At 65.4% G+C, this 23,561-nt stretch carries 24 protein-coding genes, 3 tRNA genes and 1 pseudogene; 10 read left to right on the top strand and 18 right to left on the bottom strand.

Going from position 1 to position 23,561, the window contains the following annotated elements; genetic code table 11:
- Positions 1-1,049 (top strand): glycosyltransferase family 4 protein (locus tag AC1DTF_RS06590; protein ID WP_477473501.1); only part of this gene is annotated, 1,049 nt, incomplete at its 5' end.
- Here AC1DTF_RS06590 and AC1DTF_RS06595 read toward each other — a convergent pair.
- From AC1DTF_RS06595 to AC1DTF_RS06605, 3 genes are all read right to left on the bottom strand, one after another.
- On the bottom strand, positions 1,044-1,862 hold the full coding sequence (locus AC1DTF_RS06595; RefSeq protein WP_477473502.1) for a class I SAM-dependent methyltransferase: 819 nt from the start codon (positions 1,860-1,862) through the stop codon (positions 1,044-1,046). The genes AC1DTF_RS06590 and AC1DTF_RS06595 overlap by 6 nt on opposite strands.
- Before the next feature lie 99 nt (positions 1,863-1,961).
- The gene (locus AC1DTF_RS06600; RefSeq protein WP_477473503.1) at positions 1,962-3,281 is read right to left on the bottom strand and encodes a glycosyltransferase family 4 protein; all 1,320 of its coding nucleotides are present in this window, start codon (positions 3,279-3,281) and stop codon (positions 1,962-1,964) included.
- A gap of 34 nt (positions 3,282-3,315) precedes the next feature.
- A complete protein-coding gene (locus tag AC1DTF_RS06605; RefSeq protein ID WP_477473504.1) occupies positions 3,316-4,623 on the bottom strand; it encodes a sugar transferase in 1,308 nt (435 codons plus the stop codon).
- 1,055 nt (positions 4,624-5,678) lie between these two features.
- Between AC1DTF_RS06605 and AC1DTF_RS06610 the strand changes: the two genes are divergently transcribed.
- Positions 5,679-6,278 carry an arsenate reductase/protein-tyrosine-phosphatase family protein gene (locus AC1DTF_RS06610; RefSeq protein WP_477473505.1) on the top strand — a complete coding sequence of 200 codons (600 nt, stop codon included), beginning with the start codon at positions 5,679-5,681 and terminating at the stop codon, positions 6,276-6,278.
- Between the two features lie 122 nt (positions 6,279-6,400).
- Complete coding sequence (locus AC1DTF_RS06615) at positions 6,401-7,294, top strand: endonuclease/exonuclease/phosphatase family protein (protein WP_477473506.1); 894 nt, start codon at positions 6,401-6,403, stop codon at positions 7,292-7,294.
- Positions 7,295-7,348: 54 nt separating this feature from the next.
- Here the strand turns inward: AC1DTF_RS06615 and rplA are convergent, their stop codons facing one another.
- From rplA to AC1DTF_RS06685, 14 genes are all read right to left on the bottom strand, one after another.
- Positions 7,349-8,065: a 50S ribosomal protein L1 gene (rplA, locus tag AC1DTF_RS06620; protein WP_149443965.1), complete on the bottom strand. Its 717-nt coding sequence runs from the start codon at positions 8,063-8,065 to the stop codon at positions 7,349-7,351.
- A gap of 79 nt (positions 8,066-8,144) precedes the next feature.
- The gene (gene rplK, locus AC1DTF_RS06625; protein ID WP_057166529.1) at positions 8,145-8,573 is read right to left on the bottom strand and encodes a 50S ribosomal protein L11; all 429 of its coding nucleotides are present in this window, start codon (positions 8,571-8,573) and stop codon (positions 8,145-8,147) included.
- Positions 8,574-8,626: 53 nt separating this feature from the next.
- A complete protein-coding gene (gene nusG / locus AC1DTF_RS06630; RefSeq protein ID WP_057166528.1) occupies positions 8,627-9,397 on the bottom strand; it encodes a transcription termination/antitermination protein NusG in 771 nt (256 codons plus the stop codon).
- 30 nt (positions 9,398-9,427) lie between these two features.
- Positions 9,428-9,871 (bottom strand): preprotein translocase subunit SecE, encoded by a 444-nt coding sequence (gene secE, locus AC1DTF_RS06635; RefSeq protein WP_057166569.1) that lies wholly within the window; start codon positions 9,869-9,871, stop codon positions 9,428-9,430.
- Positions 9,872-9,939: 68 nt separating this feature from the next.
- A tRNA-Trp gene (locus tag AC1DTF_RS06640) sits at positions 9,940-10,012 on the bottom strand.
- Positions 10,013-10,147: 135 nt separating this feature from the next.
- On the bottom strand, positions 10,148-10,657 hold the full coding sequence (gene hadC, locus AC1DTF_RS06645; protein WP_477473507.1) for a (3R)-hydroxyacyl-ACP dehydratase subunit HadC: 510 nt from the start codon (positions 10,655-10,657) through the stop codon (positions 10,148-10,150).
- Between the two features lies 1 nt (position 10,658).
- On the bottom strand, positions 10,659-11,087 hold the full coding sequence (hadB, locus tag AC1DTF_RS06650) for a (3R)-hydroxyacyl-ACP dehydratase subunit HadB (RefSeq protein ID WP_057166526.1): 429 nt from the start codon (positions 11,085-11,087) through the stop codon (positions 10,659-10,661).
- Positions 11,074-11,550 carry a (3R)-hydroxyacyl-ACP dehydratase subunit HadA gene (hadA, locus tag AC1DTF_RS06655; RefSeq protein ID WP_477473508.1) on the bottom strand — a complete coding sequence of 159 codons (477 nt, stop codon included), beginning with the start codon at positions 11,548-11,550 and terminating at the stop codon, positions 11,074-11,076. The genes hadB and hadA overlap by 14 nt, the downstream gene beginning before the upstream one ends.
- A gap of 9 nt (positions 11,551-11,559) precedes the next feature.
- Positions 11,560-11,727 carry a 50S ribosomal protein L33 gene (gene rpmG, locus AC1DTF_RS06660; RefSeq protein WP_023985310.1) on the bottom strand — a complete coding sequence of 56 codons (168 nt, stop codon included), beginning with the start codon at positions 11,725-11,727 and terminating at the stop codon, positions 11,560-11,562.
- A gap of 27 nt (positions 11,728-11,754) precedes the next feature.
- A tRNA-Met gene (locus AC1DTF_RS06665) sits at positions 11,755-11,828 on the bottom strand.
- A 37-nt stretch (positions 11,829-11,865) separates the two neighbouring features.
- Positions 11,866-11,938: transfer RNA gene (locus AC1DTF_RS06670), tRNA-Thr, on the bottom strand.
- Positions 11,939-12,202: 264 nt separating this feature from the next.
- Complete coding sequence (locus AC1DTF_RS06675; protein ID WP_477473509.1) at positions 12,203-13,045, bottom strand: hypothetical protein; 843 nt, start codon at positions 13,043-13,045, stop codon at positions 12,203-12,205.
- A gap of 199 nt (positions 13,046-13,244) precedes the next feature.
- The gene (locus tag AC1DTF_RS06680) at positions 13,245-14,384 is read right to left on the bottom strand and encodes a globin domain-containing protein (RefSeq protein WP_477473510.1); all 1,140 of its coding nucleotides are present in this window, start codon (positions 14,382-14,384) and stop codon (positions 13,245-13,247) included.
- The gene (locus AC1DTF_RS06685) at positions 14,381-14,830 is read right to left on the bottom strand and encodes an RrF2 family transcriptional regulator (RefSeq protein WP_477473511.1); all 450 of its coding nucleotides are present in this window, start codon (positions 14,828-14,830) and stop codon (positions 14,381-14,383) included. The genes AC1DTF_RS06680 and AC1DTF_RS06685 overlap by 4 nt, the downstream gene beginning before the upstream one ends.
- A gap of 258 nt (positions 14,831-15,088) precedes the next feature.
- Between AC1DTF_RS06685 and AC1DTF_RS06690 the strand changes: the two genes are divergently transcribed.
- The 6 genes and pseudogenes from AC1DTF_RS06690 to AC1DTF_RS06715 all read left to right on the top strand — a co-directional run bounded on the left by AC1DTF_RS06690 (position 15,089) and on the right by AC1DTF_RS06715 (position 19,728).
- Positions 15,089-15,808 (top strand): MBL fold metallo-hydrolase, encoded by a 720-nt coding sequence (locus AC1DTF_RS06690; RefSeq protein ID WP_477473512.1) that lies wholly within the window; start codon positions 15,089-15,091, stop codon positions 15,806-15,808.
- A gap of 100 nt (positions 15,809-15,908) precedes the next feature.
- Positions 15,909-16,001: pseudogene (locus AC1DTF_RS06695) on the top strand (DUF2510 domain-containing protein); the annotation flags it as partial.
- Positions 16,002-16,088: 87 nt separating this feature from the next.
- Positions 16,089-17,009, top strand: coding sequence for a DUF4352 domain-containing protein (locus AC1DTF_RS06700; RefSeq protein WP_477473557.1), 921 nt, complete (start codon positions 16,089-16,091; stop codon positions 17,007-17,009).
- Positions 17,010-17,207: 198 nt separating this feature from the next.
- Positions 17,208-18,074 (top strand): phospholipase effector Tle1 domain-containing protein, encoded by an 867-nt coding sequence (locus tag AC1DTF_RS06705; RefSeq protein WP_477473513.1) that lies wholly within the window; start codon positions 17,208-17,210, stop codon positions 18,072-18,074.
- 92 nt (positions 18,075-18,166) lie between these two features.
- Positions 18,167-19,003, top strand: a complete 837-nt coding sequence (locus AC1DTF_RS06710; RefSeq protein WP_477473514.1) for a hypothetical protein — start codon at positions 18,167-18,169, stop codon at positions 19,001-19,003.
- A gap of 11 nt (positions 19,004-19,014) precedes the next feature.
- On the top strand, positions 19,015-19,728 hold the full coding sequence (locus AC1DTF_RS06715) for a crotonase/enoyl-CoA hydratase family protein (protein ID WP_057166517.1): 714 nt from the start codon (positions 19,015-19,017) through the stop codon (positions 19,726-19,728).
- Positions 19,729-19,852: 124 nt separating this feature from the next.
- Here the strand turns inward: AC1DTF_RS06715 and AC1DTF_RS06720 are convergent, their stop codons facing one another.
- Entirely contained in the window at positions 19,853-20,188 is a 336-nt protein-coding gene (locus AC1DTF_RS06720) for a hypothetical protein (protein WP_057166516.1), read from the bottom strand.
- Between the two features lie 180 nt (positions 20,189-20,368).
- Between AC1DTF_RS06720 and recC the strand changes: the two genes are divergently transcribed.
- The gene (gene recC, locus AC1DTF_RS06725; protein ID WP_477473515.1) at positions 20,369-23,539 is read left to right on the top strand and encodes an exodeoxyribonuclease V subunit gamma; all 3,171 of its coding nucleotides are present in this window, start codon (positions 20,369-20,371) and stop codon (positions 23,537-23,539) included.
- Positions 23,540-23,561 lie beyond the last annotated feature (22 nt).

Consider the following 23,561-nt stretch of genomic DNA (forward strand, 5'->3'; position numbering starts at 1 on the left):
GGCCAATGCCGCTTCCGATCGATGGTCAGTCGATCGTCATGAGCCATATGGTTTCTCGGCTCTCACCCCACTTTCTTCACCTGCGTGTCGCTGACACCACCGAAAGGGCATCTAGTCGATGGCGGCGCCCGTTCGCCAAGCTGGGACGCTCCGCCGCCGCGTGGCGTGCCATCCCCCGCGCAGATGTCGTTTACATCGCGGTCAAGGCCGATCATGGCATGTGGCTGACCACCATCACCGCAGGTCTGGCACGGCTGGCCCGAACACAGATCTTCCTGCATCACCACTCGTATACCTACATCCGGCAGCGGAAGATGCGGATGGTGGCCTTGGCGCGGGTCGCTGGGCCGACCGCGCAGCACATCGTTCTGTCGCGGTCGATGTCACAGGACCTTCGCACCGTCATGCCGGAGGTTCGCCGAACACTGATCATCGGCAACGCCGCTCTTGTCGACCAGACGCTGCTGGGACTGCCCCTGAAGTCGGATTCTGACGATCTGGTACTCGGTCATCTAAGTAACCTTTACCTGGACAAGGGAATTGCCGAAGTCGTCGATCTCGCGATTGAATTGCACGAGGGTGGCGTCCCGATCCGGTTGATAGTTGGCGGACCACTTGTCGAACCCGCAGCGCAGCATCACCTCGACCGTGCGATCCGCCATCTGCGCGACCGATTCGAGTACCGCGGGCAACTCGTCGGCGAGAGCAAACGGACCTTCTTCGAAGAGGTCACGCATTTCATCTTTCCGTCGAAGTATGCCCACGAGTCGGTACCGCTTGTTCTCTACGAGGCTATGGCAGCCGGCGCGGTCTGTGTGTCGACGCGGCGCGGATCGATACCTGAACAGCTGGCCGGCAGCCCGGGTGTCCTGGCCGACAGCAAGGACACCTTTGTCGAGGACGTGCTGCCTACGCTCCGACAAGCGAGTGTGTCGAGCACGACATCTCAACGATCGCGACAGGCGTATCTCGGAGCACTCGCCTCCGCCAACGATGATCTTGCGCAGTTCATTTCGCTGCTCGGCAAGCATCAGAATCTGCGGTTATAGACGGCCTCGTGCCAGGACCCCAAAGGTGTTCGCCGGGAAGCACTTTTCGCCGAACGCCTGGAGTTGCGGAGATTGCGTCGAAAAGTACCGGTCTAGCTCGATATCGACGAACCGCTCCTGGAACAGGTCATGCAATTCCGAGTCGTCGACACCGTCCCGGACCACGTGGTATTCCACGAGATCGGAAGGCTCGGTTTCCGAGTAGCTGCCGCGGAGCCTGCGCCATCGGGTGGCCAATCCTCTGCGGAGTTCGCCTTGAGTGAGTCGCCACGCGAAATAGGAACCCCAGGAAAGCGCGCGGGCCCAGCGCTTCTGGCGCGGGTACCACAGCGGATCCTGGAAGGTCACGACTGCGCCGCCTGCCCGGAGCACGGTGTCGCACAGCCTCGTAATCACGTCCACATAGTCTGGAATGTGGTGGATCACCGAGATCAGCAAGATCACGTCGTACTGCGCGTCCTCCCGGAACGGGGAATTTCCATCCGTGTCGTAGAGGACCCGCACGTCCGAGTTGTCACGAAATTTGCGAACCAGGTAGTCGGCACTGGCCTTCGACATTTCGGTGATGGTCGCCGTCCCACCGGCCGCAAGCACGGTATCGGTGAAGGAGCCGTGCCCTGCGCCGATTTCCAATACGGCGCAAGAACCTCTCCTGCGCTTGACCTCTCGGACGGCTTCGGAAATTCGCTCGTCTATACGCTCTCGAAGGACGGCGTGCCGGAGATGTGGACTTCCCACGATGTAGTCGTGGCCGTCCCCGTGCGACGCGTCTTGCGAATCCTCAACCGCACGAAGATGTTCATCGCCCAACACGGTCTGCCGTTCCTCATTCCGAGCTTCTGTCAAAGCACTACTTTCCTGTGTTGGTACGCCACGTAAACCGACCCTATCGATAGCCTCGCGCATCAGAATTTATCCAGCGATGGCGCGAGCGCTCGACAAGACCTCGGCGCGCACGCCTGCAACTTCCTGCACCACCCGCTCGAACGCTCCGATCGCGGCATCTGCGGTCAAGCGTTCCCGGCAGAAGCGTCGCGCCGAAGCGCCATAGGCCTCACCTTGTTCGGTATCCCGCGAAAGCTGAAGAGCGGCCGTCAGCAATGCATTCGGATCCCCCGCCGGCACTACCACTCCGGCTCTTGCCTGCTCGATCTCGTTTGCTGTTATTCCGTCGACCTCCGTCGCTGCCAAGACCGGCCGCGCCGCGTCGAAGTACGATGTCAACTTGCTCGGGACTGCCATGTTGGCGACACCGGGCAGTTCATTGACCAACAGACAATCCGCCGCTGCGAGCGCACACCGGTAATCCGCGTCACCGAGCGGATTGATGAAGGTGATTCGTTCGATGCCGTGGGCGAGCGCTTCCAAGCGCGGCCGTTCGCTACCGTCACCGACCAGAACGAACTGGACGGGTGCCGAACACGCATCTGCCAACCGTGCCGCTTCGACGACATTGTCCAGGCCTTGTTTCGCGCCCATATTCCCGGTGTGCACCACCAGAAGACGGTCGACCGGCCAATCGATGGCGGACCGTGCCTCAAGCTTGGTCATCGTTCGCGAGGGCTTGAGGTGGGTCCAATTGCGGATGACCGTAATGCGTTTCGGCTCGACGCCCATCTCTCGTTCGATATAGTCCGCGAATCGCGGGTGAATCACCACGACGCGGTCAGCCGATCTGAGGACGCGGGCTTCGACAAACTTGGTGATACGGGCTGAGAGCCCGCCCCCTTCTTGGGTTTCCGTCATTCCGAGCGTGTAGATGTCCTGCACCCACACCACCAGGCCCGGACGGGAGGGGGCCAACCGGATTCGCAACGCCGCGAGTGCCGTCGCAAACAGTGCCGGTGATACCGCAACCACGACACCGTTCGACGGAAGTCTGTTGAGGCAGAGCCTCATACCGAAGCTGAGTTCCGAGAACAGCCTGCGCAGACCACGCGGCGGCCGGGGTACATAGTGACGCAGACGCTGCACCTTGACACCGTCGATGACCTCATGTCGACGCCACTGTCCGTATCCGTGACGTACCTTCCATTCCGGATAATGCGGATGCGCCACAATGGCATTGACCCGGTGTGCCCGCGCCGACAGTCCTGCGGCCAGTGCACCTGTGTAGGGCGCATTCCCCGTAGTCTCCGGCGGATAGTGCAGGCTGAGAATCGAGACGTCGACGTCTCCACCGGATTCGGCGGACTCAATCTGCGAAATCGCCCGCATAAAAGTATCTGTCACGTTGCCCTCGACCCCTCCGGCTGAGTTCAGTTGGCTATCGACCGCGGTAGAAGATCACTTCACGGAAGGTCCTAAAGATGATCTTGATATCCAGCCACAGCGACCAGTTCTCGATGTAGAAGTTGTCGTAGCGGGCGCGGTCTGCGATCGACGTGTCGCCACGAAGGCCACTGACCTGAGCGAAGCCGGTCAGCCCAACCTGGACGCGGTGTCGGTGGGCGTAACGATCGAATTGTGTGGAGAATTGCTCGACAAAGTGCGGCCGTTCCGGGCGCGGGCCGACCACCGTCATATCGCCGCGGAGGATGTTCCACAACTGCGGCAGCTCATCGATCGACGTGCACCGCAAAAATCTTCCGACTGGGCCAACTCTGTTGTCGGTGGCCACACTCCATTGCGTCTGGGATTCGGCTTCGTTGGCCGGCCGCATGGAACGGAACTTCAACAGCTCGAACTGCTTGCCGTCACGTCCCACTCGAACCTGGCGGAAGATGATGCCGCGGCCTCCTTCGAGTCGCACCGCCAGCGCTGCCACCGCGAGCACTGGCGACAGCGCGATCAGTGCGGCCGCGGAACTGAATACGTCGAAGACACGCTTGATCAGCCGGGCGGGCCCGCGCAAGTTCGGGTTCCTGATTCGCATGATCGGGATGGAGCCGATGTGATCGGCCAGACCGGTGAGCGTATGAAAGTGGTGCATACGCGGCACGACGAGAAGCTCCGCGTTCAAGCATTCCTTTGTGCGCACTGCTTCGATCAGCGCGTCCTCGTCGAAACCCCCGTCGGCCACCAGCACGGTGTCCGCACCTCTCGTGACGACAGCCATGTCAAGGTCGGCCAGGCGGCCGAGCCAGGGTGCAAACGCTTCAGCTGGGCGGTGATCGCCGTCGTCGACGAACCCGTCCACGACGAGTCCGTACTCTCGGTGCTCAGACAGGATCCGCGCCAACTCGGCAGCCACCGGTCCGCCGCCTACCAATATCGTGTGGTGACGCGCGATCCCCGAACTGCGTCCCATCGCACACAGCCTCGTGGTGAGCACACGCCCGATGACAACCAGCGCGACAGCTTGGCAAGCCGTTTCGAGAAAGACCAGCACGACCCGCGAGTCCTGATGCAGATAGAGCAAAACGGCTGCTACTGCGCCGACGGCAGCGAGGAGCCTCGTGACGATTGTGGGTAGTTCATCGAGCACGCTGAGGTGCAACGGCGCGACATAACGACCGCCGCCGGTGAGCAGCAAGGTTCCCAGCACCGCCATCGTCAATGACGACAACAGTTGGGGCGGCCGCCAGGCCAACGGCGCCATCATCATGACGAAATCGACGGTGGGAATCACCATCCACGCCCGCACCCGGCTCAGATACGGCACAGCGCGGGGCGGCCGGCTATGACGTTGACGAACCCGCCGCTCGGGCACAGGATCCCGCGACTCGGCGACCCTCGTAACATCCGCCGGGTTGATGGTGAAGCCCGCAAGTAATTCGGCAGTCTGCAGAGCTGTCCGCCCCTTGTCTCGAGGAACAGCTAACGGCTCTGGCCGCGCGGAATTCGTTGTCGGGTCCACTACGCCGGTCATTGCGCGGCACCCCGCACGCTGGCAAACAAATTGACAGTATCGTCAGTCGGCAAACCCGCTATCTCGACGTGCGACAAGAAAGAATCAGGCACTCGAACATGGACGACATGACCATCGCCCACAGGCGCGTAAGTCGCGATTGATATCACAGAGCCCCCTGCACCGTGTTCATTCCATTTGCCAGATCGGGTGACGGTCCCGACTATAAGCCCTTGCAGATCGGTTGTGCTTCGGCCCCCGTGCTGCGAGCCCAATTTGACCGTTGAACAGCATGTTATCGCTCATGGTCTCGCCTGTCTGGCCGGTTTCGCGATTTTTCCCAGTGTTTACCGGAGCAAGCGTAAATATTGCTCAGTTTCCACTTATATCTGCAGGTAGGACGTGTTATTTGACCCGGCTAATGGACAACATGCGCCCAGCGTCTCCTGCCTGCGTAAATCGACCGACAGTCGGCGGCAATTGGTGAGCAAGACGTTTGCTGAATCGAAAGCGGCTGCGCACAGAACATGTTGCCTGACATCGCCAGGCGCACCTAAGTGCGTCCGTTTTACACACCTCGCGAGGACAGCCTTTTTATCCGGGGATTGAACTCCCAGCAAATACTCCTCCCGCTTAGGCGTCGCGCAGCGAGTGCTCGCCGACACTTCATCCGGTGCCGGCATCAGCGCGGCACTCACGCGTCCACCGTGCGTGTACAGGCATCGTTGCTAACTTCACGGACTGCCCCAATTCAGGAGGTTCGTTGTGCGCGGCTCAATATTTGCCAGATATGAAGGGCAACGACACTTTCCGACGGCGGTCGCGCCGCGCGCTCGTTGATGCGGATACTGAAGAGGAACTGTGACCGACCGTTCCTGTCTCGACTGTTGCTTCGAGACCCGCGAGCTGAGGAGCTGACCCTGCACGTCCTGTTCGTGTGCACCGGAAACATCTGTCGATCACCCACAGCGGAGCGTCTGGCCGCTGCATATTGCGCCCGCGCTGGCATCACGAGCTTCACAGCGAGTAGTGCCGGCACGCACGCCGTAGTCGCACATGCGATCCATCGTGATGCCGCGCCGACGTTGGAAGATCTCGGCGGGGACGCATCGAACTTCGCTGCGAGACGGCTCACTCGCAAAGTTGCGGCAACTGCCGACCTCGTACTAACGATGACCAGAGCCCATCGCACCACTGTTCTGGAGGTCGCTCCGCACAAGCTTCACAGAACCTTCACCCTTATCGAAGCGGCAAGGTTGGTCACCGAACACGGGGCTCGACAGATTGACGCTCTCGCTAATTTGCGCGCCCAGCTAGCCGGCGACGACGACCTCGACATTCAAGACCCCATCGGCCAGAGCCCAGAGGTCTTTTCGGCAGTGGGCCGCCAGATTGCGGCGTTGTTGCCGCCCGTCCTCGAACTTTGCCGTTCCTCGTGACTGACGACGCGCGTTCCTCGCGCCGCGACTCCCGGCGTCCTCCGAGGATTTCCATAGCGGCCTCGATAACCGTCGTTTTACTGCTCTATGTTGTCGCTGCGCTGATCGCACGCAGCGTTCCTTTGTCCAACCTGCCGACTCTGGTGCTCTCCGCGAGCTTCGCCTACGTCCCGCTGGTCGCTCTCTGCGCGCTCCTTCTTGCTGCGGTCTGCCGCAGGAAGCTGCTCGCCCTGTCAGGCATCGTCCTGCTGACAATCTCCGTGGCGATCCAGGTGCCCTGGCACAACCTCGGGCGCACGTCCGACCTCGGCCCTCGCACCGCCGAACTACGGGTGCTCTCCTCGAATATCCAGAAGGGTGAGGCTCATGCGGCAGCCTTCATCGACCTCGCCGCCGACAGCGCCGACATCATCACGATGTCCGAGCTGACGGCCGAGGCCGCGGCGCGGTTCCGGGATGGCGGACTTCGCAAGACCTTTCCCTACTCGATCCTGATCCCTCGGCCTGGCGCCGGCGGCATGGGACTGTGGAGCCGATACCCGCTCATGGGCCTTCCTGCTTCCAAGTACGGAAGCAATTTCATCGCTGCCCGCGTGCGTGTGCCCGGCGTACCGAATGATCCCTTGGTCGCCAGTGTTCACCTGATGTCCCCGCTGGCCGGCGGCGCCAACACCTTCGAAGAATGGGACCACCGGATCACCGCCGCCAAATCCGAATTCGCGGACTACGCAGAGACCGCCGGCCCGGCCGCGGTGATCATCGCCGGCGACTTCAATGCCACGCCCGATATGCGCCAGTTCCGCGACCTCCTGGACGTCGGTTACCGCGATGCGGTCAACCAGACCGGAGCGGGCTTCTCACCCACCTATTCACCGCACCCCGCGATCCCGCCGCTGATCACCATCGACCACGTGCTGACCCGCAACTCAGCGGCGCAGTCGATCCACACAGTCGACATCCCGGGGTCCGACCATCGGGCGCTGCTGGCCACCGTCGCAGTTCCCACAAACCCGTAGAACGCCGAAACCCCGCCACAAGGGGCGGGGTTTCGGGTTATGACTCGGGTCAGGCTAGGCCTGAGCCTCCTCCGTGAAGTTACGGGTGACCGCCGGGTCGACCGGGATGCCCGGGCCGGTGGTGGTGGAGACGGTGACCTTCTTGACGTAACGCCCCTTGGACGACGACGGCTTGGCGCGCAGGATCTCGTCGAGCGCGGCACCGTAGTTCTCGGCGAGGGCCTTCTCGTCGAAGGACGCCTTGCCGATCACGAAGTGCAGGTTGGCCTGCTTGTCGACGCGGAAGTTGATCTTGCCGCCCTTGATGTCGTTGACGGCCTTGGCGACGTCAGCGGTCACGGTGCCGGTCTTGGGGTTCGGCATCAGACCACGCGGGCCCAGGACGCGCGCGATGCGACCGACCTTGGCCATCTGGTCAGGGGTGGCGATCGCGGCGTCGAAGTCCAGGAAACCGCCCTGGATCTTCTCGATCAGGTCATCGCTGCCGACGATATCGGCGCCGGCTGCGACAGCCTGCTCAGCCTTCTCACCCACGGCGAACACCGCGACACGGGCCGTCTTACCGGTGCCGTGCGGCAGGTTGACAGTGCCACGCACCATCTGGTCCGCCTTGCGGGGGTCGACACCCAAGCGGACCGCAACCTCGACGGTCGCGTCCTGCTTCTTCGAGGAGGTCTCCTTGGCCAGCCGTGCGGCCTCAAGAGGGGTGTAGAGATTGTCGCGGTCCACCTTCTCGGCGGCTTCGCGGTATGCCTTGCTGTTCTTGCTCATTCATATCTCCAGTTCAGAGGATGTGGTTGGCGAGCCGAAGCGGGCTCTCCCACAAATTTTTCCGGTGCCTTGGGGCGACTTACTTGACCGTGATGCCCATCGACCGTGCGGTGCCGGCGATGATCTTCGCGGCGGCGTCGATGTCGTTGGCGTTGAGGTCTTCCTTCTTGGTCTCGGCGATCTCGCGCACCTGATCCCAGGTCACCGTGGCGACCTTGGTGGTGTGCGGGGTGCCCGAACCCTTCTGCACGCCTGCGGCCTTGAGCAGCAGCTTGGCGGCGGGCGGGGTCTTCAGCGCGAACGTGAAGCTGCGGTCCTCGTAGACGGTGATCTCCACGGGGATGACGTTGCCGCGCTGCGACTCGGTCGCGGCGTTGTACGCCTTGCAGAATTCCATGATGTTGACGCCGTGCTGGCCGAGCGCCGGACCCACGGGCGGCGCAGGGTTGGCCTGCCCGGCCTGGATCTGGAGCTTGATCAGCCCGGTGACCTTCTTCTTGGGGGCCATGCTCTGGTTTTTCCTTCTCTCGATGGGCCCAGCCGATATCCGGGCCCGAAAACTTAAATCTTGGCGACCTGCGTGAACGTCAGCTCGACGGGCGTCTCACGACCGAAGATCGACACCAGCACCTTGAGCTTCTGCTGCTCGGCGTTGACCTCGCTGATCGAGGCCGGCAGCGTCGCGAACGGGCCGTCCATGACGGTGACGGACTCGCCCACCTCGAAGTCGACCAAGATCTCGGGGCGCTCCAGGGTTGCCTCGGACGACGCCGCGGCACCTGCGGTGCTCTTGGCGGGCTTCTTGGCAGCGGCCGGCGGCAGCAGGAACTTCACCACGTCGTCCAGCGACAGCGGGGACGGCTTGGACGTCGCACCGACGAAGCCGGTGACACCCGGGGTGTTACGCACCGCGCCCCACGACTCGTCGTTGAGCTCCATGCGCACCAGGATGTAGCCCGGCAGCACCTTGCGGTTGACCTGCTTGCGCTGGCCGTTCTTGATCTCGGTGACCTCTTCGGTGGGCACCTCGACCTGGAAGATGTAGTCGCCGACGTCGAGGTTCTGCACGCGGGTCTCGAGGTTGGCCTTCACCTTGTTCTCGTAACCGGCGTACGAGTGGATGACGTACCAGTTGCCCGGACGGGTGCGCAGGTCCTTCTTGAGCGCGACCGCAGGATCCTCGTCCTCAGCCTCGACCTCCACCTCGGCAGCCTCAGCCGCGGGAGCCTCGTCGGCTTCCGGAGTTGCGGCGGTTTCGTCGATAACGTCGACGACGGCTTCACCCTCAGGCGTGTCGGCGTCGAAGTTCTCGTCGCCGTCGAAGCTAGTCACGGTTGTCAGTCCTCTCTCATACTTCCCGGGTCAGCCGAAGATGATCGCCACGAGCTTTGCAAGCCCGAGGTCGACACCACCGATCAGCGCGACCATGAAGGCCAGGAACACCAAGACCACGGTGGTGTAGGTGACCATCTGCTTGCGGTTCGGCCAGATGACCTTGCGCAGTTCTCCGATGACCTGCTTCAGGTAGGTCCAGACGAACTGGAACGGATTGACCCGTTCCTCGCCCGTCTTCGCAGCCTTGGCCGGCTTCGTGCGCTTGGCCGGCTTGTCATCGGATCCGGCGTCATCCGCGTCCTCGGCGTCGGACACCGCGACGGCGCCTCCGGCCGGTTCGGCTGCCGTGCGTCGCGACCGCTTTCCGGTGGGGCGCAGCGGTCCGGCGGGAACGGCGGCGGCACCGCTCGTCTGGCCGTCCTCTGGCCCTTCGCCTGCCGAAGGCCCCAGAGGCGGTTGATCGTCGCTCACCGCATGCCTTTCGTCTGTGTACGTGTGGTCACCTTCCAGTGTCCACACTTGTCGAGTATTCAGTTGAGCAGGGGCGACAGGACTTGAACCTGCAACCTGCGGTTTTGGAGACCGCTGCTCTGCCAGTTGAGCTACGCCCCTTCGTTCGAGGCTTCACATAACTGCGCGCTCTCCGATCGGCCGATTTCCGAACCGACGGACAGCGCGCTGTAGTGGGAAAACCCCGAGGACCGAGTGTACATCGGCCCACATGCGAGTTACTAATCCCCTAGGTCGCTACTCCCCTACCGCGGCCCGGAGCACCTGTCCGGTCTCACGGTCGTAGCGCACCGACACCGAGTTGTCGCCTTCGTGGCCCATCAACGTGGTGAACGCCTCCATGATGATCCCGCCGTCATCGTCGGTCAGGACGTTGCGGGTCACCACGATGTCGGCGTTGAAGCGATTCTCCACCGACTTGATCTCCAGCTCAGCGTGCAGCCGGTCGCCCACCTTGATCGGGCGGTGGTAAACGAAGCGCTGGTCGACCTGGATGATCTGCATGGTCTCCATGCCGACGTCCACATTGCGGAAGAAATCCTGCTGCACCAGCAGCGCAAGGATCGACACGAACGTCGGGCCGGCGACCAGGGAATCGTGGCCCAGCTCGGCAGCGGCCTCCTCGTGCAGCGACGCCGGATCGGGCGACTTCACCGCGAGCGCGAACTGCTTGACCTGCTCGCGGCCCACCACGAACACCTCGGGGTACGTGTAGACCATCCCGAGGATGTCTGCTCTCAAGGCCATGTCAGGCCAGCTTCGCGGTCGCGATGGCGCGGCCGAAGATTTTCTTGCCACCGGTGGTGGCGGAGATCGCGATCGTCACCGACTTGTCCTCGGGCTCAACCGATTTCACGCGGCCGTTGAACACGATCTCGGCACCGACGCCGTCGTTGGGCACCGGCACAACCGCGGTGAAGCGGACGTTGTACTCGGTCACCGCGGCCGGGTCGCCGACCCAGGAGGTGACGTAGCCGCCACCGAGACCCATGGTGAGCATGCCGTGCGCGATCGCGGTGTCGAGGCCGACCTGCTTGGCGATCTCGTCGTCCCAGTGGATCGGGTTCAGGTCGCCAGAAACGCCGGCGTAGTTGACCAGATCCTGACGGGTCAACGGGATGACCTTCTCGGGAAGGGTGTCGCCGACGCTTACCGAACTGAACTCACGCAGTGCCATCTGAAAAGCCCTCTTCTCCGTCGCCTGAACGCCCCGCGAGGGTCGTGAAGGCCTCCTGGACGACGTCACCGCTGTCGTTGGTGATGATGTTCTTGGTGACGATGATGTCGGTGCCGTGTGCCTTCCGGACCGATTCCACGTAGACGTCGCAATACAGTTTGTCCCCGGCCCGGATTGGCCGCTGGAACTTCAGCTCCTGATCGACCTGCACGATCTGAGCGTCGTGGATGCCGATGTTCGCATCGTCGAAGAATGCCAACTGCGCCGTTAAACCGAAGATGCAGATGAACGTCAGCGGCGCCGGCAGCGAGTCATGCCCGAGCTCGKCGGCGACAGCCTCATCGAAATAGAAAGCATCATCGTTCTTGACGGCGATGGCGTGCTCACGGATCTTCTCGCGGCCAACCTCGTAGGCGTCGGGATAGCGRTAATGCATCCCGACGATTTTCTCCGACAGTGTCACGACGAAGGGCTACCGCGACTCTTTATGGGGCTGGTGGTGACCACAGTTCGGGCAGAACTTCTTGATCTCCAGGCGATCGGGATCGTTCCGCCGGTTCTTCTTGGTGATGTAGTTACGGTGCTTGCACACCTCGCAGGCCAAAGTGATCTTCGGCCGTACGTCGGTACTCGACGCCACGTCTCTTGCCTCTCGTTGTTCTACCTGTAGCGGTGGGGAGGCTCGATCTCCCGACCTCACGATTATGAGTCGTGCGCTCTAACCAGCTGAGCTACACCGCCCCGATCGACGCGGCGGAGCTCCGCCGAGCGTCTACCGAGCCCCCTAACGGAATCGAACCGTTGACCTTTTCCTTACCATGGAAACGCTCTACCGACTGAGCTAAGGGGGCCTTGCACTACCTGCGGCCGTAGGGCCTTAAAGAGGGTACATTCTCCCTGTTCCCGGCTCCAAAACGGCTGGTCTGTGGCTCATTTTTGGGTGTCCCCCGCTAGTGGCCGCGAGCCTGCCCGCCCAAATGTGACTTCAGCGTCCCCCAGTTCAGTCAACTACGCCGGGCCGCACCCTTCCTGAAGCCAGGTAGGCAGATAGGCCGTCTGACCTACCTGACGTCAGCCGACCACCGAATTCCCCATTCCTGGCTGAAACCGCGTACTCACGCGGCACGCCACCCGCGGCTGTACAACGCGGCGGCGACGCGGCCGATGGCGTCGGCATCGGAGTCCTCGGCGATCACCCGGATGACRATCCATCCCATCGCCGCCAGGTCCCGATTGACCTTCTGGTCGCGGACATAGGTCACGCGATCGGTCTGGTGGTGTCCGCCGTCGTACTGCACGGCGATCTTGAGGTCCTCCCAGCCCATGTCGACCTTGGCGATGATGCGTCCCCGGGTGTCACGGACGACGATCTGCGTGCCAGTCGGCCGCATACCTGCGTCCGTCAACGCCAGCCGGAGCCGTGTCTCGCGGGGCGAGTCCGCGCCGGCGTCGACCAGACCCAGCGCCGTCTTCAGACCAGGCATCCCACGGGCACAGGGATAGCGGGTGATCAACGGCAGCACGTCATCGATCGTCACGTTTCCGCGATTGAGGAGCGCATCGATCCGGGCGATCGCGTCGTCGCGCTCCAAGTGCCGACCCAGGTCGAAGACGGTGCGCGCCGGAGTCGTGACGCTGATGTTCGCGACCGTCATCACCTCGTTGTCGGCCCACGACTCGTTGCGGACGATCAACCCCTTCGGAGGATGGGTGTTGCGCCACAGCATCTCGATCGGCACGTCATCGTCGATCCACTTCGCGCAATGCATCGCCGAGGCCGCGACTCCTGCGATCACTCCGCGGCGCCGCGACCACAGCCACGCCCCGCGGGCCCTGTCCCACACCGACGGTTCGATCGGTCCGTAGATGTCGGGGAACATGCGGTGATAGCGCGTCCGTAGCTCGTGACGGGTCACCGTGCCCGCCGCCAACGCTTCACTGCCGATCACGACCCCCATGGCCAGATGCTGGCACCTTTCGCCGACAGATCCGATGCCAGGTGTGGTGCCCCTGTGGATAACCTCCGGCCGACGTCCCAGGCTTCAGTTTCGTGTGGAGAAACCGGCCGCGGCTGAACCCAGGTACGGATTCCGGCGCCCGGACGTCCGTGGCTTCAGTTCCGCGACAGGCATGGTCGCGAAGCTGAAGCCACGTAGCTCAGGACAGCAGCCAGTCGTTCGGGCTGAACAGCTCGCAGTGCACCCGGGTCACGCCACGGCCGACCAGCTGCTCGCGCACCGCGCGCACGAATCCGTCGTTGCCGCAGAGGTAGACCTCGGCGTCGGCGGGCAACTCCACCCCATCCAACGACAGCAGGTCCTCGTACCAGAGCTGCAGTGTGGCGTTGGGCAGCTTCTCGACGAGTTCGCGCTGACGCTCCCGGAGCGGGTGGGTCTGCTCGCTGCGATCGGCGTGCAACACCTGCACGCGGGCATCGGCCGGCAGTGCTTCCAGGATGCCGAGCATCGGCGTGATGCCGATGCCTGCGGAGATGAGCACCAGCGGGGCGCCCGGCTGCGGGGCCGGCAGATCACCGAACGGGACGGTGATGTCGATCAGGTCGCCGACCCGCAGGTTGTCCCGGATCCAGCCCGACACCTCGCCGGCCGGCTTGACCGCGAACGTCAGCTCACCACTACCGGAGGCATTGACCAGGCTGTACTGCCGCAGCTGGCGCGCGCCGTCGGGCAGCGTCACCCCGACCGACACGTACTGCCCCGGCTCGAACGTCGCGTCCAGGCCGTCCACGGTCACCAGAATCGCCCCGGATGGGTCGTCCACCCGGCCCGCGACCCGCCCGCGCCGGTAGACGTCACCGGCGGCCACCCCGGCCTCTTCATAGAGCGCACGCTCCATGTCGATCAGGGTGTCGGCCATGATCCAGTAGACGCGGTCCCAGGCCTCGGCGACCTCGGCGGTGACGGTGTCGGCGCCCAGCACCTCGACGATCGCGGCGAACAGATGCTCGTGCACGATCGGGTACTGGTCGGCGGTGATGCCCAGCGACGCGTGTTTGTGCCCGATCCGCGACAGCAGTTCGGCCGGGTGCGGCAGGTCGGGGTTCACCAGGTGGGTCGCGAAGGTCGCGATGGACGCGGCCAGTGCGCGCTGCTGGGCGCCCTGTGCCTGATTGCCCCGGTTGAACAGATTGCGCAGCAGCGACGGGTGCGCCTCGAACAGTCGTCGATAGAAGGACCGGGTGATCGCGTCGATATTGGCCCCGACCAAGGGCAGCGTGGCCGTGATCATGGCGGCGTGCGCGGGCTCCAGGTCCTGTGCGGGGGTCGTGACGGTCATCGGGTGATCCTTTCCAGCGGGAGAGTCACGACCGGCAGCAAGCCGCCACCGGTCAAGTCTTCGAGGGTGTGCTTGTCGAGTTCGCGATAGAAGGCCTCTTTGGCCTCGCCCAGCACGCGGCGCAATCGACACCCGGCGATCAGCGGGCAGGGGGTGGCACCGCCGTCGCAGTCGATGACCTCGGCGTCACCTTCCAGTCGGCGCACCAGCCAGCCCACCGACGCGGTGCGGCCGGCTTCGGTCAGCGAGAGCCCGCCCACCCGTCCGCGCCGGGCGTTCACCATGCCGAGTTCCACCAGGCGCGCGACGGCCTTGGCGATGTGATGCTCGGAGGCATCGGCACCGACGGCGATGGTGCGGGTGGTGATGCGGCGTTCGGCCGCGTCGCCCGCGGCCAGCAGCATCATGGTGCGCAGCCCCAGATCGGTGAACCGGGTGAGTTGCATGGGACTGACGCTACAAATCCTGCATGTCAAATACGAGATTTAACGGCTGTGCCCTTAAACACCCGATTTCGTGCGGTTTTTGCACCAGCGGGTATGACGTAGTTGGCCAGATTCCGGCGCAAGGTGGCCAACACCTCGACGGCGACCACCTCTCCGGGCATTCCCGTGCCGGGCGGCTGCCCCGCTCGGCGGTGCACGGCGCGCGCCGCACGTAACTGGGATTTTCGACGCCCAGGCACGTCCCCCTAGAGTGTCGCCATGGCTTCCGACGCAGATCGCCTGTACTTCCGCCAGCTGCTCTCGGGTCGCGATTTCGCGGCCGCCGACCCGATTGCCCAGCAGATGCGCAACTTCGCCTACCTGATCGGCGACCGGGAAACCGGTGACGCCATGGTGGTGGACCCCGCGTACTCGGCAGGCGAGCTCGTCGACGCACTCGAGGCCGACGGCATGCACCTCTCCGGTGTGCTGGTGAGCCACCACCACCCCGACCACGTCGGCGGCACCATGATGGGCTTCACGCTGGCCGGCGTGGCCGAGCTGCTGGAGCGCGTCAGCGTGCCGGTGCACGTGAATGCGCTTGAGGCCGAATGGGTTTCACAGGTCACCGGGATCGCCATGAGTGATCTGACCGCTCACCAGCACGGCGACAAGGTCAACGTCGGCGATATCGACATCGAACTGCTGCACACTCCCGGGCACACCCCGGGCAGCCAGTGCTTCCTGCTGGACGGACGACTGGTCGCCGGGGACACGCTGTTCCTGGAGGGCTGCGGGCGCACCGATTTCCCGGGCGGCAACGTCGACGACATGTTCCGCAGTCTGCAGGCGCTGTCCACACTGACGGGCGATCCGACCGTCTTCCCAGGCCACTGGTACTCGACGGAACCGAGTGCCCCGCTCTCGGATGTGAAGCGGTCCAATTACGTCTACCGCGCCAGCAATCTGGACCAGTGGCGCATGCTGATGGGCGGCTGACAGCGCCGCCCGACCGGCAATACTCTCGCGGCGTACCTCCGCCTGGACTATTCTGCGAGGTCACAGCGCCCCGGTGGCGCGCGTAGGGAGGAAACCCCGCATGACGACACCGCCGACCACGGCCGGCTGGTACCCCGATCCCGACGGATCCGGGGGTCAACGCTATTGGGACGGTGCCACGTGGAGTGATCACGGCCCCGAGGCTTCCGATGCGTCTGCGTCCACCGAAGAGACTTCCGCATGGCCCTCGGAGCTGCCGCCGTGGCCCGAGGACATGACGATGCCGTCCTGGGAAGAGGCCGGTAAGGCCGAGCCGGTCAGCGAGGTCGAAGCCCCCGAGCCGGGCGCCGCGTCCGAGCCCGAGGCGGTCGAGGAGCCCGCCGAAGCGGGCGAGCAGATCGAGCCAGAGGTCGAGCCCGCCGCCGTCGACGAGCCGGAGACGGCCGAAGATCAGACGACCGCCGTCGTCGGACTCGTCGATCAGGATCAGCCCACCGCCGTGGTGAAGCTGCCCGAACCGCCCGCCGCGGCGGTCCCGACGGCTGCGCCGCCGCCCGAAGCCCTCGCGTTCGCGGCCACCGCACCGCCGGCCGAGCCTGCGTCCGGCCCGTCCGGTCCGCTCAAGGGCTACCTCATCGGCGTCGGCGGACTGCTCATCGTGCTGGTGGCGGTGCTGGTGTGGGCGTTCGCCTTCGCCGATCCCGGCACCGGCGCGACTGAGGCCACCGGGGCTGACGGGACCACCGAGACTGCTGGGACGACCGCCCCCGCAACGGATTCCACCGACCCCACCGAGACCACCGCCGGCGAGGTCACCGGCGCAGGCGGACAGGTCGCCGACGGCGAAGTCACCATCACCAGCAACGGTGTGGAGGTCACCCCGACCGTCTCGGCCGTCGACAACGAGATGCTCACCAAGACGGCCTCCGGCGAGTTCGTCGTGGTGCGCCTGACACTGCTCAACAACGGTGCACTGCCGGCCACGTTCCTCGCCGACCAGCAGGTACTCAACGCCGGCGGGCAAACCTACAACACCGAAACCGAGAGCACGTTCTACCTCGGTGGCATCTCGGCGGTGCTGTACCCGGGCCAACCTGTCGACGTCGCCTTCGCCTACGACGTGCCGCCCGGTACGGCTCCGGAGTCCCTGCAGGTCCACGGCGACCTGGCCAGCGCGGGCGCGGTTCTGCCGCTTTCCTGACCCGAAGTTGCCTGCAAACAATTGACGGTGTACGTCATTTGGCGGACAGACAACCGATTCCGCGGCAAGTTAGCCTTCTGACGCCGAAATTCGTTGAATACTGACGACTCTTCAGCGAGATTACGCCTTGGTAGCTGGGAGGCGTGTTGGCAGAATTGTTCGCTAGAGATCGTTTGCGTTGCATTGCCGGGGGTGGCCATGAAGAACATCGTGTTGTGTTTCGACCACTCCGGGGAAAGCAATGCCACGGCCCTCTTCCGGCTCGTCGACCACGCCGGACAGGTCGGCTGGCGGCAATACACCAACCGGCGTCCCGAGGACGCCCGCGCCTCGGTCGCCTCGGCCTACACGCACCTCGTCGATCACTGGCATCCCGGTGACAACGTCTACGTCTTCGGCGCCGGTAGCGGCGCGGCCTGCGCCCAGGCGCTGACCCGTCTGCTGGGCACCATCGGTGTGCTCGACGGCGAACTGCGCAGCTACATGCTGTCCACCTACGCGCTGCCGCGCACCACCCGCACCGCACAGGAGTGGCGTCACGTCACCGAGGTCGCGGCCGGCCTGGCCGAGCACGACGACATCACGCTGCCGGTCCGCTTCCTGGGTCTGTGGGATTCCACCCGCATCCGCGGGACCGCCGGGCCGGTCAACGTGATCGCGGGCCGCCACGCGGTGGCCATCGACGGCGCACCGAACCTGCAGCGCGTCGAAGGTGTGGACGAGGTGTGGTTCCGCGGCTCGCACCGCGACATCGTCTCCAGCCCACTGACGCTCGACTGGATACTCGACGGCGCCGAGCAGGCCGGGTTGCGGGTGGACCGAGCACCTTCTGCGCATGCCGAGTCGGAAAGCTCGGCACTGAACATGGGGCTACGCCGGCTGCCCCAGGACGCCGTCGTGCACGCCAGCGTCCAGATGCACGTGCGGGCGCATCCGCGGTACTGGCGCCGGCTGCCCGCCCAGGTCGAATGGGCCGATCAGGACTGGCTGGACCGCGGCGAGCGGTTGATGGCGAGCGCACCGGCCACACCGTTGCGGCCACGGGCACTGGCCACCGCATCCTGAACCCCGCCAGCTAAACCGCGCGCTGCGGTTTACGCGATCATCAGCGAAGCGCTAATGTCCGAGGCGCAATCGGATGATCAGGTGAGGTCGCGGTGGAATGGTTTAGGGATCGGTGGGCCGATCTGAGCGGCCTGGGGTCGGCCGGATGGCTGACGATCGCAGCGTGGGCCGGGCTGGCGCTCGGACTGAGTGCGCTGCTGTTCACCGCGCGTGCGCTCAAGCGGAATCGCCTGATCAAGAGTGATGAGCTGCGGCCACACGTGGTGGTCTACATGGAGCCGCACCCCTCGGACTGGCATGTCATCGAACTCGTGGTGCGCAACTTCGGGCAGTCCGCGGCGCACAACATCAGGTTCGAATTCGCCCATCCGCTGACGGTCGGCCGCTACGAGGACACCCGCGCGGACGGACTGCCCGAGGTGGCCGAACTCCGGTTGCCCAGCGAACTCACCCAACTCGCGCCCGGGCAGGAATGGCGAACTGTGTGGGATTCGGCGATCAGCCGTGAGGAGTTCGGCGGTCAGATCCGTGCCCGCTTTGAGGGCACGGTGCACTACGGAGATCGGCCCGCCGGTGGTAAACGCCGCGAGTTCGATGCCGCGGTGGTACTGGACTGGGCGACCCTGCAGCCGGTGCAGCGGCTGGAACTGATGACCACCCACGACCTGGCCAAGCGGGAGAAGCAGAAGCTGGAACTGCTGCGCAGTGTGCTCACCTATTTCCACTACGCCTCCAAGGAGACCCAGCCCGAGGTGTTCCGCGCCGAGATCGATCGGATGAACCGGGCGGTGCGCGAGACCCAGGACCGTTGGCGCACCCGGCAGTCCGACGAGACCACCGAGCTGGAGTTCCCCTGGATCTCGCCCGAGACGTCGAACGGACGGCACCACTCCAGCCCCGCCATCGGAATTAAGCACCGCGCTCCGTAAAGTCCGGGCATATGACCGCCACTTACGCTGTTCACGAAGCCGTCGCGACCATCACGCTCGACGATGGCAAGGTCAACGCCCTGTCGCCGGCCATGCAGGCCGCCATCAACGCCGCCCTGGATCAGGCCGAGACCGATATCGCCGCGGGCACGGTCAAGGCCGTGGTGCTGGCCGGCAACGATCGGGTGTTCAGCGGCGGATTCGATTTGAGCGTGTTCGCCTCCGGTGACGCGGACGCCGGGCACGGGATGCTCGCCGGCGGTTTCGAATTGGCGATCCGGACACTGGCCTTCCCGGCGCCGGTGGTGATGGCCGCGACGGGACCCGCGATCGCGATGGGGTCCTTCCTGCTGCTGAGCGGTGACCATCGAGTGGGCTCGGAGCGGTCGCGCTGCCAGGCCAACGAGGTCGCGATCGGGATGACGCTGCCGGTGGCGGCGCTGGAGATCATGCGGGCGCGACTGACGGCGCCGGCCTTCTCGCGTGCGGTGTCGGTGGCCGCGGTGTTCGCCGGGGACGCGGCGATCGCCGGCGGCTGGCTCGACGAGATCGTGGAGCGCGAGGCAGTGTTGGCGCGAGCTCAGGAAGTAGCGGCGGAGTATGCGGCGACGCTGCACCTGAAGTCGCACGTGGCCAGCAAGCTGAAGGCGCGGTCGTCGGCTCTGGCGGCGATCCAGGCCGGGATCGACGGGCTGGCGGCCGAGTTCAAGATGTCGCTGAGCTGATTTTCGGGATCGGCGGGCGCGCTGTGGCCGCGCGGGCCGCGCCGGTCGCGCCTGCAGCCCTGTTGGCGCCGAAAAAGTCGGCACTCGAGTTGCCCGCCTATGAGCGACAACCCAGCGACAACGCTCAGAGGTAGCCGGAGATCACTGCCCGCTCGCTCGCCAGTGTTCCGGCCTGCACGCGCAGCCGAATGATCCGCTGATGTATTCGGTACTCGGTGGCGCGCGGAGTCGGCCCCGGCCCATACAGGCCCCGACCGTGCTGCCGCACCCGCCCGTGCCGCACCTCCCACCGCAAGGCATCCGATACCGTCTTGGACGGTCGGCCGTCGACGTCGAATCCGTACATCGCGAGCCGATCCACCAATTCCGGCACGGTCGCGGACCCGGAATCGGCCAACAACCAGCTCAGCAGGTAGCGCAGATCTAGCCCCTTCACCCGCATCAAGGCTTCCGCTTTCATGCCGACACGATGCCGGAGGAGTCCGACAACCGCTTCGCAGGCTGCTCGCTGCAACTGGCGCACCCGGGTTGTCGCTCGGTTGTCGCGCATAGGCGGGCAACTCGAGTGCCGCCTTTTTTCGACGCTACGCACGGCCGATACCGCCCGAGGCTGTCGCACCCGCGCACTACGCTGACCTCGATGGCTCTGCACCTGCACCGCGCCGAGCGGACCGATCAGCTCGCCGATGGCCTGGGTGCCATGCTGGCCCAGCCGCTCACCGACCCGTTCGCCACCGAACTGGTGCTGGTGCCCGCCAAGGGCGTCGAGCGCTGGCTCAGCCAACGGCTGTCCAACCACCTCGGCATCTGTGCCGGCGTGCAGTTCCGCAACCCCCGCTCCCTGATCGCCGAGCTGACCGGCACCACGACCACCGACCCGTGGGCCGCCGATGCCATGGTGTGGCCGCTGCTCACCGTCATCGACGACAGCCTCGACGAACCCTGGTGCACCACACTCGCCGCCCACCTCGGCCATCACACCGCCGGGGAGGAACGGGAACTCCGCCAGGGCCGTCGCTACGCCGTCGCCCGACGGCTCGCCGGCCTCTACGCCTCCTACGCGCGGCAACGCCCCCAGCTGCTCACCGACTGGGACGRCCTGCCCGCCGACCTGTCCTGGCAACAGCCCTTGTGGGACAAGCTGATCCAGCGCATCGACGCCCCCGCGCCGCACATCCGGCACGCCGAGACACTGGCCCGGCTCCGCGCCGGACGCAGCGACCTGCCCGAGCGCATCTCGCTGTTCGGRCACACCCGGCTGCCCTCCACCGAGATCGAACTGCTGGGCGCGCTGGCCGTCCACCACGACCTGCACCTGTGGCTGCCACACCCCAGTGACAACTTGTGGCGCGCACTGTCCGGCCGCCGCGTCGCCATTCCCCGCCGCGACGACACCAGCCACCGCGATGTCGGGCATCCACTGCTGGCCACCCTGGGCCGGGACCTGCGCGAACTCCAGCGCGCCCTGCCCGAGCCGACAACCGACGAATACCTATCCACCGCAACCTATCCCGACACCCTGCTGGGCTGGCTGCAATCCGACATCGCCGCCGACGCGGTACGTCCCGACGGCCGGACCCACCAAGAATCCGACCGCTCCGTCCAGATGCACGCCTGCCACGGCCCGGCCCGACAGATCGACGTCCTCCGCGAGGTGCTGCTCGGCCTGCTCGCCGACGACCCCACGTTGGAACCCCGCGACATTCTGGTCATGTGCCCGGACATCGAGACCTACGCACCCCTGATCACCGCCGGGTTCGGGCTCGGCGAGGTGGTCCGCAACGCCCACCCGGCGCACCGGCTGCGGGTGCGGCTGGCCGATCGTGCTCTGGTGCAGACGAATCTGTTGCTGTCGGTGGCCGCGCAACTTCTGGTGCTCGCCGGTGGCCGGGCCGGGGCCAGCGAGGTGCTCAACATCGCCTCGGCCGCCCCGGTGCGGGCCCGGTTCTCCTTCACCGATGACGATCTGGACGCCGTCACCGGGTGGGTGCGCGAGGCGAACATCCGGTGGGGCTTCGACCAGCCGCACCGGACACCCTACGGCGTCGAATTCCTGCACAACACCTGGCGATTCGGCGTCGACCGGGTACTCGCCGGGGTCGCCATGTCCGACGATTCCCGCGCCTGGCTGGGCACCACGCTGCCGCTCGACGATGTCAGCAGCAACCGGGTGGAACTGGCCGGCCGCTTCGCCGACTTCGTGCAGAAGCTCACGGACACCATCCACGCCATGAGCGGTACCCGCACCCTTGCCGACTGGCTGCAGACACTCACCGACGGTATCGAGGCGCTGGCCTTCGACGACGAGGAATGGCCGGCCGCCCAGGTGCAACGCGAGTTCGCCGATATCGCCGAGAGCTCGGGCGCAGGCTCCGTCTTGCTGCGCCTCAGCGATATTCGCGCGCTGCTGGACCGGCACCTGGCCGGGCGCCCCACCCGCGCCAACTTCCGGACCGGCACGCTGACGGTGTGCACGATGGTGCCGATGCGCTCGGTGCCGCACCGGGTGGTGTGCCTGGTCGGCCTGGACGACGGAGTCTTCCCACGCCTCGGCGCCGTCGACGGTGACGATGCGCTGGCCCGCGACCCGATGACCGGTGAGCGCGATATCCGCTCCGAGGACCGCCAACTCCTGCTCGACGCGATCGGCGCCGCCACCCAGACCCTGGTGATCACCTATACCGGCGCCAATGAGTACAGCGGGCAGCCGCGGCCCCCCGCGGTGCCGATCGCCGAACTCCTCGACACCCTGCAAGCCACCGCCGCCGGCCCCGTCGACCAACTGGTGACCCGGCATCCGCTGCAGCCCTTCGACGTCCAGAACGTGCAGCCGGGCCGACTGATCCCGGACTCGCCGTTCACCTTCGACCCGACGGTGCTCGACACCGCCCGCGCGATGGCGGGCACGCGCGGCCCGCAACCGGACTTCATCTCCGGTCCACTGCCCGAACACCCGACCGGCGACGTGTCGCTGGCCGATCTGATCGCGTTCTTCAAGAACCCGGTCAAGGGCTTCTTCCGGGCGCTGGACTACACCCTGCCGTGGGATGTGGACGGAGTGTCCGATGTGATGCCCGTCGAGATCGACGCGTTGCAGGAATGGACGGTCGGCGACCGGATGCTCGGCGACATCATGCGCGGGATGACCCCGCAGGACGCGCAACAGGCCGAATGGCGGCGCGGCACGCTACCGCCGGGAAAGCTGGGCTGGCGGCTGTCGGTGCAGCTGCGCGATCAGGCCGCCCTGCTGGCGGCCGAGGCACTGCGCTACCGTCGCGCCGACGGCCAGGCATTCGACGTGGACATCGACCTCGGGGCGGGGCGACGGCTCACCGGGACGGTGAACTCCGTCTTCGCCGATCGGCTGGTCAGCGTCACCTACTCCAAGCTCGGCGGTCAACACCTGCTCGCCTCCTGGATTCCGTTGCTGGCGTTGACAGCTCAGCGCGGGCAGCAGTGGTCGGCGGTGTGCATCGGCAGGCCGCCGCGCGGCACCACTCCGCGCATCCAGGGCCTGGACGGTCCGAACGACTCCGTGGTCCTGCTGCGCGATCTCGTCGCCATGTACGACGAGGGCCGGCGGCGCCCGCTCCCGCTGCCGATCAAGACCTCCTACGCGTGGGCCGGGGCCCGCCACGTCGGCGACGACCCGGCGCAAGCGGCCAACTACCGCTGGCGCAACGATCGTGACGACCCGGCAATTGCACGAGTGTGGGGTCGCGACCCCGGCCTGGACGAACTGGTGGGCCTCGACGAGTACGCGCAGCGGCTGTGGCTGCCGCTGCTGCAGGCCGAGGGGGTGGCGCCGTGAACGACGCTTGCAACCGCATGAG

The organism is Mycobacterium sp. P4_H6 (assembly GCF_056400845.1).

Excerpts from the sequence above, each read along its gene's own strand:
- AC1DTF_RS06605 (WP_477473504.1), bottom strand. The coding sequence starts at position 4,623 with ATGGTGATTCCCACCGTCGATTTCGTCATGATGATGGCGCCGTTGGCC.
- AC1DTF_RS06610 (WP_477473505.1), top strand. The coding sequence starts at position 5,679 with ATGCGGATACTGAAGAGGAACTGTGACCGACCGTTCCTGTCTCGACTG.
- rplA (WP_149443965.1), bottom strand. The coding sequence starts at position 8,065 with ATGAGCAAGAACAGCAAGGCATACCGCGAAGCCGCCGAGAAGGTGGAC.
- rplK (WP_057166529.1), bottom strand. The coding sequence starts at position 8,573 with ATGGCCCCCAAGAAGAAGGTCACCGGGCTGATCAAGCTCCAGATCCAG.
- hadC (WP_477473507.1), bottom strand. The coding sequence starts at position 10,657 with ATGGCCTTGAGAGCAGACATCCTCGGGATGGTCTACACGTACCCCGAG.
- hadB (WP_057166526.1), bottom strand. The coding sequence starts at position 11,087 with ATGGCACTGCGTGAGTTCAGTTCGGTAAGCGTCGGCGACACCCTTCCC.
- AC1DTF_RS06680 (WP_477473510.1), bottom strand. The coding sequence starts at position 14,384 with ATGACCGTCACGACCCCCGCACAGGACCTGGAGCCCGCGCACGCCGCC.
- AC1DTF_RS06685 (WP_477473511.1), bottom strand. The coding sequence starts at position 14,830 with ATGCAACTCACCCGGTTCACCGATCTGGGGCTGCGCACCATGATGCTG.
- AC1DTF_RS06690 (WP_477473512.1), top strand. The coding sequence starts at position 15,089 with ATGGCTTCCGACGCAGATCGCCTGTACTTCCGCCAGCTGCTCTCGGGT.
- AC1DTF_RS06700 (WP_477473557.1), top strand. The coding sequence starts at position 16,089 with ATGCCGTCCTGGGAAGAGGCCGGTAAGGCCGAGCCGGTCAGCGAGGTC.
- AC1DTF_RS06705 (WP_477473513.1), top strand. The coding sequence starts at position 17,208 with ATGAAGAACATCGTGTTGTGTTTCGACCACTCCGGGGAAAGCAATGCC.
- AC1DTF_RS06715 (WP_057166517.1), top strand. The coding sequence starts at position 19,015 with ATGACCGCCACTTACGCTGTTCACGAAGCCGTCGCGACCATCACGCTC.
- AC1DTF_RS06720 (WP_057166516.1), bottom strand. The coding sequence starts at position 20,188 with ATGAAAGCGGAAGCCTTGATGCGGGTGAAGGGGCTAGATCTGCGCTAC.